The sequence below is a fragment of the Paenibacillus pinisoli genome, assembly GCF_003605435.1.
In the GTDB taxonomy this organism is placed as follows: domain Bacteria; phylum Bacillota; class Bacilli; order Paenibacillales; family Paenibacillaceae; genus Pristimantibacillus; species Pristimantibacillus pinisoli.
The window spans coordinates 1,344,282-1,358,243 of sequence record NZ_QXQB01000002.1 but is presented as its reverse complement, the minus strand read 5'-3'; the positions used below and the strand labels follow the sequence as shown (position 1 = coordinate 1,358,243).

The window sequence follows — 13,962 nt, the reverse complement described above, 5'->3', positions numbered from 1 at the left end:
AATTTTCCGGAGGGGAAAACCGTTTGGAGGGTTGAACCGTCTAATGCATACAAGGACGGCAGCAAGGCAAGAGCGGGGGGAAGATATGGAGCGTGATGCACAGAGCGAAGACGATCTGCGCAAGGACGATGATGCGTTGCTTAAGCGGATAGAGACAGAGAGGGACAAGATGTACGGCATTGCCTACGCTTATATGCGCAATGAGTCCGATGCGCTGGAAGCGGTGCAGGAGACGGTATGCAGAGTCTGGATGAAACGGCGGAGCATTAGGGAGCCGCGTTATTTTGCAACATGGATGATTCGCATCTTAATAAATGTATGTATGGATGAACGCAAGAAGCGGAAGCGGGAGCTGCCTTCTCCAGATGCGAATTTGGATAGGCTTGTGGCTTCGGACAGAACGCTGGAACGGCTAGGCATGGCAGAGCAGCTTGCGAAGCTGCCGCCGCGTTATCGGATGGTTGTCGTACTGAAATATTATCGGGATATGACCGTGATGGAGATTGCAGAGCTGCTGGAGAAGCCCGACGGGACAATACGCACTTGGCTGCACAAGGCGCTGAAGCTATTGCGGCTGGAGATGGAGCTAGGGAAGGAGGGGGCCGGGCATGAGCGAGTCGCCGAAGAAGGCTGGGGAAGACGTTAGGGAGGATTGGCCTAAGGATGGACGGGATGAATCCAAGGGTGACAGCCACAGCATGACGGAGAGAGATCATTTCAATGAGGAGCTGCAGCATGACCCGGACATGGCGCAGCTATTGAACAGCTTGGAGCAGGACCGTTCACAGGCCGATAGAGAGATGGCGTTAAGTCTAGAAGCCGACATTGCAGACCGGCTGGAATTTGCTTTGCGCGATGGACATAGGAAGGGAAGGAGACGCAGTGTCACTGCCCGGAGGACACGAATCGGCTTTCAGATGGTCGCATTGGCGATTTGCCTGATGCTGACGCTGACAGCCTTCGTAAGAATCTCGCCAGCTTTTGCTGCAATCGTGAAGGAAATTCCGGGGTTTGGGCGATTTGTTGAGTTAGTGTCGTATGACCGGTCCCTAATGAATGCATTGAACCATGAATACTTCCAGCTCGTGAACCAATCCGATGAGAGGAACGGCTACACCTTTACGGTTAATGGCGTGATCGCAGACTCACAGAGGGTCGTTGTTCTGTATACAGCAGAGGGGCCGGGGATTACGGAAGAGAATACAACTTTTCTGCCATACAAGTTGAAGGATGGCAGCGGAGCGGATCTCCAAGCAATGTCAATGAGCTCTCATTTCTTCCGGGAGGCGACTCAAAAGGAGGGCATCGTGCAGGATTATCTCGATATTCGCATGCAGCCGGGAGAGACGATTCCGAGAGAGCTTGACGTCATGATGAAGCTGGGTGAGGAATGGCTTGAGGTACAGGTAGCTATTAATCATGAGAAATTTGCCGAGCTGGAAGAAACATTTGATTTGAATCAGACGATTGAGATAGCTGGCCAAAAGATTACGCCGCTTCAGGTTACGGTGGACTTTGAGGGAGACCCCGCCAATCAGAAGCGCCTTGTCGATTTCATCGATTTGCGATTGGTTGATGATCGCGGGCGAAGCTATGCTACACAGAGCGGGATGGGCGATCTGGAGGGTTCGCTCAGAAGGCACTTCCAGATTGGCGCATTCGAGAAGGTGAAGTCGCTCACGTTGACGGCCAGAGGGTTGATGATGAACGACCGTGACTTGAAAGTAGTCATTGATACAGACCAAAAGCTGTTGATCAGCGCACCTGATGAAAGATTGTCCCTGGGAGAGGCCAATATGCGGAAGGACGGAATTGATCTTCGGTTTGATATGCGGCTGAACACACCTATAGAGGGAGCCAGCTATGGCGGATATAGGCTGTTTCAATACGGAGGAACGTTCCGGGACGCTTCGGGCAAGGCTTACCCGATCGAATACGGGGATACACTGGGGCAGAATTACGTATCCATACGGATAAGCGAGGAAGAAACCGGCCATTATTACTTCCATATTCCTAATGAGGATTATGCTCAGCCGCTGACTTTGGATGTGGACCAATATTATGGATATGTCCTTCAGGATTTATCCGTTCTAATCAAATAAAGGAAAGGCGCCGCGCGGCGGAAACGTTGCGTTCGGCGTCTTTTTGCATTACGATGAAGACATTGGAAAAATTGATGTACATACGGACAGATCATGCTTGTTCGCGCAGATGAAGGGGGTCCACACCGTGCCGAAAAAAGTGAAAGTATCAGAGCTCGTCCGGCAGTTCCAGCTGGAGATAGTAGCCGGCGAGGACGGACTTAAACGTAATATTACTGTAGATGACTTATACCGACCGGGGCTGGAGATGGCAGGCTACTTCCACTACTTCCCGAGTGAGCGGGTGCAGCTGCTTGGACGAACTGAAATTTCGTTCCTCAACATGCTGGACAGCGAAGAGAGGAAGAACCGCATGGTGCGCCTTTGCAATGAGGACACGCCATGTATCATTCTGACGCGCGGACTCGAAGCGCCCAAGGAATTGATCGAGCAGTCGAATGCGACGCAGGTGCCTGTGCTGCGCAGCAACACGGCGACTACGATTCTCTCCAGCCGCATCACGGACTTCCTGGAGCATAAGCTCGCGCCTACGGCAACGATTCACGGCGTACTCGTCGATGTGTACGGAGTAGGCATGCTGATTACAGGAGGCAGCGGCATCGGCAAGAGCGAGACGGCTCTGGAGCTGGTGAAGCGGAGTCATCGTCTCGTTGCGGACGATGCGGTGGAGATTCGCCAAACCTCCGATGGTCAGCTGCACGGCACTGCGCCGGAGCTTATCCGTCATTTGCTGGAAATCAGGGGTCTGGGCATCATCAATGTCATGACGCTGTTCGGAGCAGGCGCTGTCCGCACGCAGAAGCGGATCGGGCTTGTCATCAAGCTGGAGAACTGGCAGCAGGATAAGCAATATGACCGTCTGGGTCTGGATGAGGAAGTGACGCGTATCATTGATACTGACATCCCGCTCGTTACGATTCCGGTTCGTCCGGGGCGGAACCTTGCCGTTATTATTGAGGTAGCCGCCATGAACTTCCGATTGAAGCGGATGGGCTACAATGCCGCCCTGCAGTTCACGAACAAACTCACCGAGACGATTGCTGACGATATGGATGATTATGATTGACCTGAGCACGAACACAACATCGCACTTACGCCAATATATGAAATGAGGGAGTAGATCAAACCAATGGATACGTTCGCGATTAATCCCGTCCTATTCGAGATCGGCGGCTTGTCGATCCGGTGGTACGGACTTATTTTGGGTTTGGGTGCGCTTGCGGGGCTTCTGCTTGCAGTGCGGGAAGGAAAGAGATTCGGCATCAAGCCGGACTTTTTCATGGATTTGCTGCTGCTTGGAGCGCCGTCCGCGATTATTGCAGCGCGCATATATTACGTAGCGTTCTCGTGGGACCAGTACAAGGACCGTCCGCTCGATATGTTCAAAATATGGGAAGGCGGCATCGCCATCTACGGGGCGATCATCGGCGCGTTTATCTGCGGCATTATCTATGCGCGATATAAAGGCTACCGTTTCCTCAGAATCGCAGACATTGCCGTACCGTCGATCCTGGTAGGGCAAATGATCGGCCGCTGGGGCAACTTCATGAACCAGGAAGCCTACGGGGGTCCGGTCAGCGAAGAGTTCCTTCGCAATACGCTGCATATCCCGTCCTTTATCGTCAATCATATGTTTATTGTAGACCAGGCTATCCAGGAAGGTGCGTACCGTCATCCGGCGTTCTTGTATGAATCGCTCTGGAGCTTGGTGGGACTGGCTATTCTGTTCATCCTGCGCCGCCAGAAGTTCCTGCGCGTCGGCGAATTGACAGCCGCTTACTTCATCTGGTATTCCATCGGCAGATTCTTTATTGAAGCACTGCGCATCGACAGCCTGGCCTTCATGGGTCCAAGCTGGCTGGCCTCGCTGATCAACGGCCTATGGTCGCCAATCAGCGGAGTGTTCGATCAGGGGTATCTGGATCCGTCTTACGGCAATATCCGCATCTCTCAATTGCTTGCGCTGCTGCTTATTATCGCGGCGATCATCTTTATTATTGTACGGCGTGTAACAGGTCAAGCGGATGTGCGCTACTCTGATCCGATTGTGAGCACGAAGCCTGAGCGCAACGGCTTGACGGCTGAAGGGGAAGAAATTGCCGCTGCAGCAGGCGGCGACAAAGATAAAAAGTAAGCTTTGAATAGAAGATAGGAACGACAGCATTGTTATATTAGGAGGCAAGTCAGCATGAATGGAATTCGCACGATGCTATTCGATTTGGACGGCACGATTCTCGATACGAACGAGCTGATCATCCGCTCCTTCCTGGAGTCGCTGAAGGGATATGTTCCAGAGGACTTCTGCAGGGATCATATCATCCCAAGCATGGGGCTGACGCTCACGGATCAGATGAAGCTGTTCTCCGGGCTGGACGATGTGGAGCATCTCGTGAAGGCTTATCGGGAAGTGAACCTGAGGCTTCACGATGATCTGGTCACCACATTCATGCATGTGAACGAGGTGCTGGAGAAGCTGCATGGCGAAGGCGTTCAGATCGGCGTAGTGACGACCAAGATGAGGCTGACGACGGAGCGGGGCCTGAAGTTCGTCGGCATCTACGATTACATTGATGCGATTGTGACGATCGATGACGTCACGCATCCGAAGCCGCATCCGGAGCCGGTCCAGAAGGCGATGGCATTGCTGGGAGCTGATCCTGCTTCGACAATCATGGTTGGGGACAGCACGGTCGATATCCAGTCCGCTGTCGCTGCTGGAGCGATCGGCGTCGGAGTTGCATGGTCGCTTAAGGGAGGCCAGATTCTACGGGATGCCGGCGCGTCGTATGTGATAGACGATATGCGGGAGCTGTATGCTTTCGCCGGATCGGAGCTGGGGACGCTTGAGAGACGTTGAACGTTATCCCGTTGAAGGGCCGAACGCCTTGTGGCAGGTCTATTCAACCGTAAGCAGAGTGAAGGCAGTGCGGAACTTCATCTTCATCCAACTGGCCAGATACTGCCCCGTGCTGCCTTGGAAGAACTGGATCTACCGCCGTGTGCTAGGGATGAAGGTGGGGAAGCATACGGCCTTCGCCCTCATGGTGATGGTCGATGTATTCTTCCCGGAGCGAATCACTGTCGGAAACAATTCCATTATCGGGTATAACACAACGATTCTGACTCATGAATATCTAATTAAGGAATACCGGCTTGGCCATGTACATATTGGCGATCATGTTATGATTGGCGCGAATACGACGATTCTTCCCGGTGTTACGATCGGGGACCATGCCGTTATCGCCGCTGGTTCGGTAGTTCATAAGGATGTGCCGGCATATGCCTTTGTCGGCGGCAATCCGATGAGGCCGATCGAGCGCCGCACCGGCTCCAAGGAGTCTTGAGCAAGCAAGGCAAGTCGTTTATCCATGTAGGAGAACGGGAACCGGGTTGTCCATAGAGTTAGTGATTGATTCAACAGCGGGGATGTCCTTCATGCAGAGCGGCTGGCGCAGGTAGGCGCTGGTCGCGAACGTGGAAGGATGTCCTTTTTTCATGAGAAGAAGAGGATTCATCTATTCATAAGGAAGCGTTCTGCCGATACTAGGAGAAGCTGGGTTGTTATGCCGAAAATGGGGCGTTCACAGCTTGACGGGAGAGCGTTAATCATGCTACGATAACCACTAATATCTTTATTTTGGTAGTATGGTAACACTTTAAATCATTAAAGCATTAATGAAGGAGAACGGTTATGTCTAAACCAAAGATGTTCGAGAAGCCGACCGGCGCCAAGGACTATCTGCCGGAAGCGGTTCGCAAGCTGCGTCATATCGAGCGCGAAGTGCTGGACTGCATGCGCGGCTGGGGCTATGAACAAATCATTACGCCAACGATGGAATATTACGATACGGTGGGAGCGGCAAGCTCCACATCCGACCATAAACTATACAAGCTGCTTAATAACCGCGGCACGACGCTGGTTCTGCGCTCCGATATGACGTCCCCTATTGCTCGGGTCGTCTCTTCGCTGCTTAAGGAATCGGATTTCCCGCTGCGCCTGTCTTACCATTCCAATGTGTTCCGATCGATCGAAGAGGAAGCGGGACGCGAGGTCGAGTTCTTCCAGACAGGCGTCGAGCTTGTTGGAGATTCATCTGCGGAAGCGGATGCCGAGGTCGTCGCGCTGGCGATTGCGTCGCTTAAAGCGGCTGGAGTTGAACGTTTCAAGTTCGCCATCGGCCATGTCGGCTTCCTGAACGGTCTGCTCGGCGAGGCGCTGCCTGGCCGCACGGAGGAGCAGGAGCTGCTGAAGTCCTGCCTGCTTGGGCGGGATTATGTCGGCTACCGCGATCAACTGCGGAAGCTGTCATTGGAGGAGCCGGTACGCGCTGAGCTGGAGGGAATATTGCGTCTGCGCGGCGGCGGAGAGGTATGCGAACAGGCGCTGGAGCTCTGCACGGACGAGACGGCAAGGGCGTCGATCAGCCATCTGTGCGAGATCTGGGATGCGCTGAAGGCTTACGGTGTCAGCGAGCATGTCCTGATCGATCTGACCATGATCGGCGACTTCTCGTATTATACGGGCATGACCTTCGAGGGATATGCTGCCGATCTCGGCTTCCCTGTCGTAAGCGGAGGCCGTTATGACAATCTGCTGGCGCAATTCGGGCGCCCGGCAGGGGCGACTGGCTTTGCGCTTAAGACAACGAGAGTGCTGGAGCTTCTGGGCGCGGAGAGCGATGAGGAAGAAGAGCGCACGCTGATCGTATACGATGCTGCAGGGCGCGACGATGCGCTGGCAGAGGCGCAGCGTCTTCGCGGAGCAGGCGCCCTGGCGGTAACGCTGCGGGCGGACTCGCCTTCGGATGAGCTGCACAAGGCCGCTGAGGCGGGCAGCTTCCACTATAAAGGGCTGCGTTATACGGCGCTGCAGACCTATATGGCAGGCCAAGTGACGAAAGGAGGCAGCGCAACATGAACAGCGAGAAGGAAATCTTGAAAGTTGCGATGCCGAAGGGCAGAATATACAAGCAAGCGCTCAAGTTGTTCCGTGAAGCGGGCATTTCGATTCCGGGCGACTTTGACGATACGCGGAAGCTGATTATTGAGCAGCCGGAAGCGAAGATGGAATTTATTATGGCGAAGCCGGTGGACGTACCGACTTTCGTCGAATACGGCGTGGCCGATATCGGCATTGTCGGCAAGGACGTTCTGATGGAAGAAGACAAGGATGTCTATGAGCTTCTGGATCTGGGCATTGCGAAGTGCCGGATGTCCGTAATCGGGCTGCCGGACTGGAAGCCAACCATTCAGCCGCGTGTGGCTACCAAATATCCTAGCGTCGCATCCGCCTACTTCCGCGAGCAAGGTCAGCAAGTAGAAGTGATTAAGCTGAACGGGTCTATTGAGCTTGCTCCGCTGATCGGCTTGGCGGACCGCATTGTCGATATGGTCGAGACGGGCCAGACGCTGCGGGAGAACGGGCTTGTAGAGATGGAGACCATCTTCGGCATTACGAGCCGTCTGATTGCCAATCGCGTGAGCTACCGGATGAAGAACGACAGCATTCAGAGCCTGTGCGACAGATTGCAAGATACAATCGCAACCAAGAATTTCTAGGAGCAGGATCAAACAAATTGCAGCCGAATACATCCCGTGCGGCTCAGGCGGGCTGAGTCGGCATTATGGACATAGAGCAGGATGCGCGGCACCAAAGCGCAGGGAGAGGAGTGTTGGATGATGCGTATTATGCGTGCGGAGCAATTCGGATTAAAGCGTGAGGTGGAATACGGAACGCCGGAGCAAAATGAAAGTGCGCTGCGCATTGTGGCTGATGTGAAGGCGGAAGGCGATGCAGCCCTGCTGCGCTACACGGAGCAGCATGACAAGGTGAAGCTGGATGCGTCTGCGCTGCGTGTTGCGCAAGAAGAGATCGATGCGGCCTATGACCGTGTTGATGCTGCTTTCCTGACGGCATTGCGCGAAGCGGCGGTCAATATCCGCAAGTTCCATGAGAAGCAATTGCGCAACTCATGGATGGATCTCCAGCCGGACGGCACGATGCTGGGCCAAATTATGCGCCCGCTGAAGCGTGTCGGCGTGTATGTGCCGGGCGGCAAAGCGGCATACCCTTCGTCCGTGCTGATGAACGTCATTCCGGCTCAAGTAGCTGGCGTGCCGGAGATCGTCATGGTGACGCCGCCGGCTACAGGCGGCAAGGAAGGGATCGATCCGTATATTCTGGTCGCGGCAGCCGAAGCGGGCGTGAAGGAGCTGTACCGCGTAGGCGGCGCTCAGGCTATTGCGGCGCTTGCTTACGGTACAGACACGATTGCGCCGGTGGATAAGATTTGCGGTCCGGGCAACATCTACGTGGCGCTGGCGAAGCGAGCGGTATTCGGCGCAGTCGATATCGACAGCATTGCCGGTCCAAGCGAGATCGTCGTCTTGGCGGATGATTCCGCCGATCCGGTCTATATCGCAGCGGATCTGCTGTCCCAGGCTGAGCATGACGAGATGGCCTCGTCGATCTTGGTGACGCCTTCGGAGAAACTGGCGCAAGCGGTCGCGGGCGAAGTTGAGCGTCAGCTGTCGACGCTGCCGCGGCAAGATATCGCCAGAAGCTCGATCGATCAATACGGCGCGGTCCTGCTGGTCGATTCTATTGAAGCAGGCATCGATGTTGTGAACCAGCTTGCTCCAGAGCATCTGGAGGTGCTGACGGAAGAGCCGATGCGGTTGCTGGCGCTGATCGAGAATGCGGGCGCAATCTTCCTTGGGCCGTACAGCTCCGAGCCTGTGGGCGATTATTTTGCAGGACCGAACCACATTATCCCGACGAACGGAACTGCCCGTTTCTCGTCGCCGGTCAATGTGGATGACTATATGAAGAAATCCAGCCTGATCTACTATAGCAAGGAAGCTCTGATGAAGAACGGCGACAGCATCATGACGCTGGCCCGCCATGAAGGTCTCGAAGGCCACGCCAGAGCGATTCAGGTTCGTCTGGATAAGGAGAACGGCTCGAAGTAGTTTGCGAAACAGTAATTGATAGCAGGAATCTATAGATGGAGGTAGGAGTTACAATGACAGAACAAGCGGTGCGCGAGGCTTCGGTCTCACGGAAGACGAATGAAACGGATATTTCGCTTAAATTTGCGGTAGACGGCACAGGGCAGGTCAACTTGGAGACGGATGTCCCATTCCTGAACCACATGCTCGACCTGTTCGCCAAGCACGGACAATTCGATCTGACTGTCGATGCGAAGGGTGATATCGATATCGATGACCATCACACAGTGGAGGATATCGGCATTTGCCTTGGACAAACATTTCGCGAGGCACTGGGTGACAAACGCGGCATCAAGCGTTATGCCAGCGTGTTCGTTCCGATGGACGAGGCGCTTGCGCAGGTTGTTGTTGACGTAAGCAACCGTCCGCATTTTGAATACCGCGCGCAATATCCTTCTTCCCAGGTAGGCAGCTTCTCTACCGAGCTGGTCCATGAGTTCCTATGGAAGCTTGCGCTGGAAGCCCGCATTACGCTGCATGTTATTGTGCACTACGGCCAAAATACGCATCACATGGTCGAAGCCATATTCAAGGCTCTGGGCAGAGCGCTTGACGAGGCGACCGCCATTGATCCTCGCGTGCAAGGAGTCCCTTCGACGAAGGGAATGCTGTAAGATGATCGCGATTATCGATTACGGCATGGGGAATCTCCACAGCGTAAGCAAAGCTGTGGAGCGTCTTGGCTATGAGGCGGTTGTGACGGCCGATCCGCAGCAGATCGTGGAGGCGGACGGCGCGATCCTGCCGGGCGTAGGCGCTTTCGGCGACGCGATGCAGAACCTGCGCAATACGGGACTGGATGAAGTTGTGAAGTTTTACGCGGCTTCGGGCAAGCCGATTCTGGGTATCTGCCTTGGCATGCAGCTGCTGTTCAGCCAGAGCGAGGAATACGGCCAAAACGAAGGTCTCGGCTTGCTGCCGGGCGAGGTTATCCGGTTCAGCGGCGACTTCAAAATTCCGCATATGGGCTGGAACAAGCTGAGCTTCCTGCAAGGAGGCTCTCCTTTATTCCAAGGGCTTGAGGAAGGCCATGTCTATTTCGTACATTCCTTCCATGCGAAGCCGGGCTTAGCATCCGACTTGCTGGCCACGACAGATTATTATGGACCGGTAACCGCGATTGTAGGACGCGGCAGTGTATACGGCATGCAATTTCACCCGGAGAAGAGCGGAGATCTGGGTATGGCTTTGCTGGGCAACTTCCTTGCCTTGACGGGAAGCGGCAAGCCGCAAGCAGCTACGGTCTGATAGGGAGAGGGGAGAGAGAGCATGCTGGCAAAACGAATTATTCCTTGTCTGGATGTGAAGGACGGCCGCGTCGTCAAAGGCGTCAACTTCGTCAATCTGCGCGATGCGGGAGATCCGGTGGAGCTTGCGGCGACGTATGACCGCGAGGGTGCGGATGAGCTGGTCTTTTTGGACATTTCGGCGTCTGTAGAGGGCAGAGCGACTATGATCGAGGTCGTGAAGCGTACGGCGGGAGAGATTACGATTCCTTTCACGGTAGGCGGAGGCATCTCGCATGTCGATGACATGACCAGATTGCTTCGCGCAGGAGCGGACAAGATCGGCATTAACACCGCCGCCATTAAAAATAAATCGCTTGTATCCGACGGCGCGCGCCGTTTCGGCTCGCAGTGCATCGTCGTGGCCATCGACGCCAAGTTCAATCCGGAGTGGGGCGAATGGGAAGTTTATACGCATGGCGGACGCCAGGCGACAGGCATTCGCGCGCTGGAGTGGGCCCGCGAGGCTGAGAAGCTAGGCGCGGGCGAGCTGCTGCTGACAAGCATGGACGCGGACGGCACGAAAGACGGCTTCGATATCAAGCTGACAGCGGCGGTATCGGACTCCGTCGGCATTCCGGTTATCGCATCCGGGGGGGCAGGCCGGATCGCCCACTTCCACGAAGTGTTCGAGGAAGCGCGCGCAGACGCGGCTTTGGCGGCTACGATTTTCCACTACAAGGAAATGACGATACAAGAAGTGAAAGATGATTTGCGCAAGAAGGGAGTCGAGGTCAGATAATGGGTACAGTAGAGATACAGGATCAGATTAAGTGGGATGCGGACGGTCTCGTGCCGGCTGTTGTGCAGGATGCGCAGAGCAAGGAAGTGCTAATGCTCGCTTATATGAACCGGGAGTCGCTGCAGCGTTCGATTGAATCGGGCACAACATGGTTCTGGAGCCGCTCGCGAGGCGAGCTGTGGAATAAAGGAGCGACTAGCGGACATACTCAAGAGATTATCTCCATGGCCTATGACTGCGACGGCGATACATTGCTTGTACGCGTGAATCAGCATGGACCGGCTTGCCATACCGGCAGCTACAGCTGCTTTTTCAATCCGATTGCGGTTCAGGGTGAAGAGGCTGGAGAAACGGAAGAGGCTAATGGGGACCGATTCGGAATTCTGGGCCGTCTGGAGAACGTCATCGCACAGCGACATGCAGAGCGTCCGTCCGGCACATATACGACGTATCTCTTCGACAAAGGCGTCGACAAAATTCTGAAAAAAGTCGGAGAAGAGTCCGCCGAAGTGATCATCGCGGCCAAGAACAAGGATAACGATGAGCTCCGCAGCGAAGCTGGCGACTTGCTCTTCCATCTCATGGTGCTGCTCCGTGAAAGGGGTCTTCCGCTTGACGACATTATGTCCGAGCTGGAGAATCGCCACGGCAAGCCGACTACGAATAAGATGCGGTAAATATCGGAAGTCATGACTTTGTCGAAAAATAGTAGCAATACCTTTTTGAATTATCGGTAAATCAATGTATAATAGGACAAGTAAGAATGATCGAAGTTTTAAATTATTTGGTTGAAACGCTCAGGAGGGTATCATGTTAAGCGACAAGGTGCGTATTTTTTCGGGTTCGTCAAATCCGGTATTGGCTCAGAAAATCAGCAGCGAACTAGGACTGAACCTAGGTGCAATCAAGCTGTCCCGTTTCAAGAGCGGCGAGATCTATGTCCACTACGAAGAAACGATACGGAATTGCGACGTATTTTTGGTTCAGTCGTTCTCGCATCCCGTTAACGAGCACTTCGTTGAATTGCTTGTCATGATTGATGCGGCGAAGCGTGCTTCCGCAAGAACGATTAACATCATCATGCCGTACTACGGATACGCACGCCAGGAACGCAAGGCTGCTCCGAGGGAGCCGATCTCGGCGAAAATGCTGGCTGATGTGCTGACGACAGTAGGCGCTACTCGCGTCATTACGATCGATCTGCATGCTCCGGCAATTCAAGGCTTCTTCAATATTCCGGTAGACCACATGACGGCGCTTGATCTGATCAGCGACTATCTGAAGTCGAAGAACATTAAGAACCCGGTTGTGGTATCGCCGGACGCAGGCCGTGCATCCACGGCGGAGAAGCTGGCCAACTACCTGGACACTTCGTTTGCCATTATGATCAAGAAACGTCCAGCTCACAATGAATCGTCCATTACGCATGTAATTGGTGATGTTGCAGGCCAGACGCCTATCATTATTGAAGATTTGATTGATACGGGCAATACGATTGTCAATGTTGTAGAAAGCTTGAAAGAAAGAGGCGCGGAGGATGTATACGTCTGCGCGACGCACCCGCTCTTCTCAGGAACCGCAATTGAGCGTTTGGATCATCCCAATATTAAAGAAGTCGTCGTAACCGATTCCATTATGTTGCCGGAGACGACACCGGACCGCTTCAAAATCCTGTCGGTCGCGCCGCTGCTGGCGGAAGCGACACGTATTATTTTGGATGGCGGCTCCATCAGCACCCTATTCAAAAACAAAGGTGTATAGCGCTTATAAGCTTTAGTAATTGCATATCGACAAGAGCGAATCGCGGGCAGCTTATGCTGTCCGCGATCTTTTCAATTTTCGGGATATCCAATAATCTTACGTGTTGAGTTTTGCGGGGCTATGGTATAATCGAAAAAAACGAAACCGAGACATGATATCCGGCAAGGCATATTGCCGCTGTTCATACTGCACGGTGAAAGTTATCAGCTTGACAATGTCAGAGCTGGAGAACCGCCATGGCTAGCCGACGATCGACGCACTGGGCAGTGCGCTTTTTTGCTGTTGAAGCCAATGGTGTGCGTGGTTGTGCGCAAAGGTTTGCGCTTGCTGCCTCTAACTTTTGAATTTGTCCAATTGCATGCCTTGAGGCGTCGAACGCATATACTTTTCGAGGGATGCGCTTGCCAGACGTGCCAGCGGGCTGTTGATGGGCTATGCCGACCACCCGCGACTTAGATAACCGCTTATAATGAGAGATAGGTTAATTGGCTGCGATGGGCTTCCACCTTTTCCGCTGTATGGGTGACATGCAGATATAGGAGGAGGGGAAGGAGAAGGAGAGAGAACTCCTGGTTGAAAGTAGAAGTGATTTTTGTGGAGTTGAGTTGCGTTTTGCATGTGCGAAACATATCTAGAGCACGCTGACCGCTGGATGGTTGTGTAGCGGAACTGCTGTGCGGTGCGGTTTTGCTTATGCAAAACGTAATTTACGTTTTAGTGATGAATGCTGCAAGACGTGGAACGCGGCTAGCAGGTTGGTGAGCGAGCATCGCGGGCGCTCTAAGCCGCGAAACTCGGCTAGCAGAGTAGAGAGCGAGCTCCGCGGGCGCTCTAAGCCGCGAAACTCGGCTAGCAGAGTAGGGAGCGAGCTCCGCGGGTGCTCTAAGCCGAGAAACTGGGCTAGCAGGTTGGTGAGCGAGCTCCGCGAGTGCTGTAAGCCGCGAAACTCGGCCAGCAGAGTAGAGAGCGAGCTCCGCGGGCGCTCTAAGCCGAGAAACTCGGCCAGCAGAGTAGGGAGCGAGCTCCGCGGGTGCTGTAAGCCGAGAAACTCGGCTAGCAG

Annotated in this window: 14 protein-coding genes; all 14 read left to right on the top strand. The window is 54.1% G+C overall.

Annotated features, from left to right (window positions below; translation table 11 throughout):
• Window positions 1-43 precede the first annotated feature (43 nt).
• The 14 genes from D3P09_RS13385 (at window position 44) to D3P09_RS13320 (ending at window position 12,902) form a co-directional block, all read left to right on the top strand.
• The gene (locus tag D3P09_RS13385; protein ID WP_243644129.1) at window positions 44-646 is read left to right on the top strand and encodes a sigma-70 family RNA polymerase sigma factor; all 603 of its coding nucleotides are present in this window, start codon (window positions 44-46) and stop codon (window positions 644-646) included.
• Entirely contained in the window at window positions 609-2,102 is a 1,494-nt protein-coding gene (locus D3P09_RS13380) for a DUF4179 domain-containing protein (protein WP_120110542.1), read from the top strand. Before D3P09_RS13385 ends, D3P09_RS13380 begins: the two co-directional genes overlap by 38 nt.
• A gap of 127 nt (window positions 2,103-2,229) precedes the next feature.
• Entirely contained in the window at window positions 2,230-3,168 is a 939-nt protein-coding gene (hprK, locus tag D3P09_RS13375) for an HPr(Ser) kinase/phosphatase (protein WP_120110539.1), read from the top strand.
• A 63-nt stretch (window positions 3,169-3,231) separates the two neighbouring features.
• On the top strand, window positions 3,232-4,236 hold the full coding sequence (gene lgt / locus D3P09_RS13370; protein ID WP_120110537.1) for a prolipoprotein diacylglyceryl transferase: 1,005 nt from the start codon (window positions 3,232-3,234) through the stop codon (window positions 4,234-4,236).
• A gap of 54 nt (window positions 4,237-4,290) precedes the next feature.
• Window positions 4,291-4,959: a pyrophosphatase PpaX gene (gene ppaX / locus D3P09_RS13365; RefSeq protein WP_120110535.1), complete on the top strand. Its 669-nt coding sequence runs from the start codon at window positions 4,291-4,293 to the stop codon at window positions 4,957-4,959.
• A complete protein-coding gene (locus D3P09_RS13360) occupies window positions 4,946-5,446 on the top strand; it encodes an acyltransferase (RefSeq protein WP_207892480.1) in 501 nt (166 codons plus the stop codon). Before ppaX ends, D3P09_RS13360 begins: the two co-directional genes overlap by 14 nt.
• Before the next feature lie 347 nt (window positions 5,447-5,793).
• Entirely contained in the window at window positions 5,794-7,020 is a 1,227-nt protein-coding gene (locus D3P09_RS13355) for an ATP phosphoribosyltransferase regulatory subunit (protein WP_120110530.1), read from the top strand.
• Complete coding sequence (hisG, locus tag D3P09_RS13350) at window positions 7,017-7,661, top strand: ATP phosphoribosyltransferase (protein WP_120110527.1); 645 nt, start codon at window positions 7,017-7,019, stop codon at window positions 7,659-7,661. The genes D3P09_RS13355 and hisG overlap by 4 nt, the downstream gene beginning before the upstream one ends.
• Window positions 7,662-7,781: 120 nt before the next feature.
• Window positions 7,782-9,074 (top strand): histidinol dehydrogenase, encoded by a 1,293-nt coding sequence (hisD, locus tag D3P09_RS13345; protein WP_120110524.1) that lies wholly within the window; start codon window positions 7,782-7,784, stop codon window positions 9,072-9,074.
• A gap of 53 nt (window positions 9,075-9,127) precedes the next feature.
• Entirely contained in the window at window positions 9,128-9,727 is a 600-nt protein-coding gene (hisB, locus tag D3P09_RS13340) for an imidazoleglycerol-phosphate dehydratase HisB (RefSeq protein WP_120110521.1), read from the top strand.
• A gap of 1 nt (window position 9,728) precedes the next feature.
• Window positions 9,729-10,361, top strand: a complete 633-nt coding sequence (hisH, locus tag D3P09_RS13335; RefSeq protein ID WP_120110519.1) for an imidazole glycerol phosphate synthase subunit HisH — start codon at window positions 9,729-9,731, stop codon at window positions 10,359-10,361.
• A gap of 21 nt (window positions 10,362-10,382) precedes the next feature.
• Complete coding sequence (gene hisF / locus D3P09_RS13330) at window positions 10,383-11,141, top strand: imidazole glycerol phosphate synthase subunit HisF (protein ID WP_120110515.1); 759 nt, start codon at window positions 10,383-10,385, stop codon at window positions 11,139-11,141.
• Window positions 11,141-11,818, top strand: coding sequence for a bifunctional phosphoribosyl-AMP cyclohydrolase/phosphoribosyl-ATP diphosphatase HisIE (gene hisIE / locus D3P09_RS13325; protein WP_120110513.1), 678 nt, complete (start codon window positions 11,141-11,143; stop codon window positions 11,816-11,818). The genes hisF and hisIE overlap by 1 nt, the downstream gene beginning before the upstream one ends.
• A 133-nt stretch (window positions 11,819-11,951) precedes the next feature.
• The gene (locus D3P09_RS13320; protein WP_120110510.1) at window positions 11,952-12,902 is read left to right on the top strand and encodes a ribose-phosphate diphosphokinase; all 951 of its coding nucleotides are present in this window, start codon (window positions 11,952-11,954) and stop codon (window positions 12,900-12,902) included.
• The last annotated feature ends 1,060 nt before the right edge of the window (window positions 12,903-13,962 follow it).

Coding starts and splice junctions, on each gene's coding strand:
- D3P09_RS13385 (WP_243644129.1), top strand. CDS start 44: ATGCATACAAGGACGGCAGCAAGGCAAGAGCGGGGGGAAGATATGGAG.
- D3P09_RS13380 (WP_120110542.1), top strand. CDS start 609: ATGAGCGAGTCGCCGAAGAAGGCTGGGGAAGACGTTAGGGAGGATTGG.
- lgt (WP_120110537.1), top strand. CDS start 3,232: ATGGATACGTTCGCGATTAATCCCGTCCTATTCGAGATCGGCGGCTTG.
- ppaX (WP_120110535.1), top strand. CDS start 4,291: ATGAATGGAATTCGCACGATGCTATTCGATTTGGACGGCACGATTCTC.
- D3P09_RS13355 (WP_120110530.1), top strand. CDS start 5,794: ATGTCTAAACCAAAGATGTTCGAGAAGCCGACCGGCGCCAAGGACTAT.
- hisG (WP_120110527.1), top strand. CDS start 7,017: ATGAACAGCGAGAAGGAAATCTTGAAAGTTGCGATGCCGAAGGGCAGA.
- hisD (WP_120110524.1), top strand. CDS start 7,782: ATGCGTATTATGCGTGCGGAGCAATTCGGATTAAAGCGTGAGGTGGAA.
- hisB (WP_120110521.1), top strand. CDS start 9,128: ATGACAGAACAAGCGGTGCGCGAGGCTTCGGTCTCACGGAAGACGAAT.
- hisH (WP_120110519.1), top strand. CDS start 9,729: ATGATCGCGATTATCGATTACGGCATGGGGAATCTCCACAGCGTAAGC.
- hisF (WP_120110515.1), top strand. CDS start 10,383: ATGCTGGCAAAACGAATTATTCCTTGTCTGGATGTGAAGGACGGCCGC.
- hisIE (WP_120110513.1), top strand. CDS start 11,141: ATGGGTACAGTAGAGATACAGGATCAGATTAAGTGGGATGCGGACGGT.
- D3P09_RS13320 (WP_120110510.1), top strand. CDS start 11,952: ATGTTAAGCGACAAGGTGCGTATTTTTTCGGGTTCGTCAAATCCGGTA.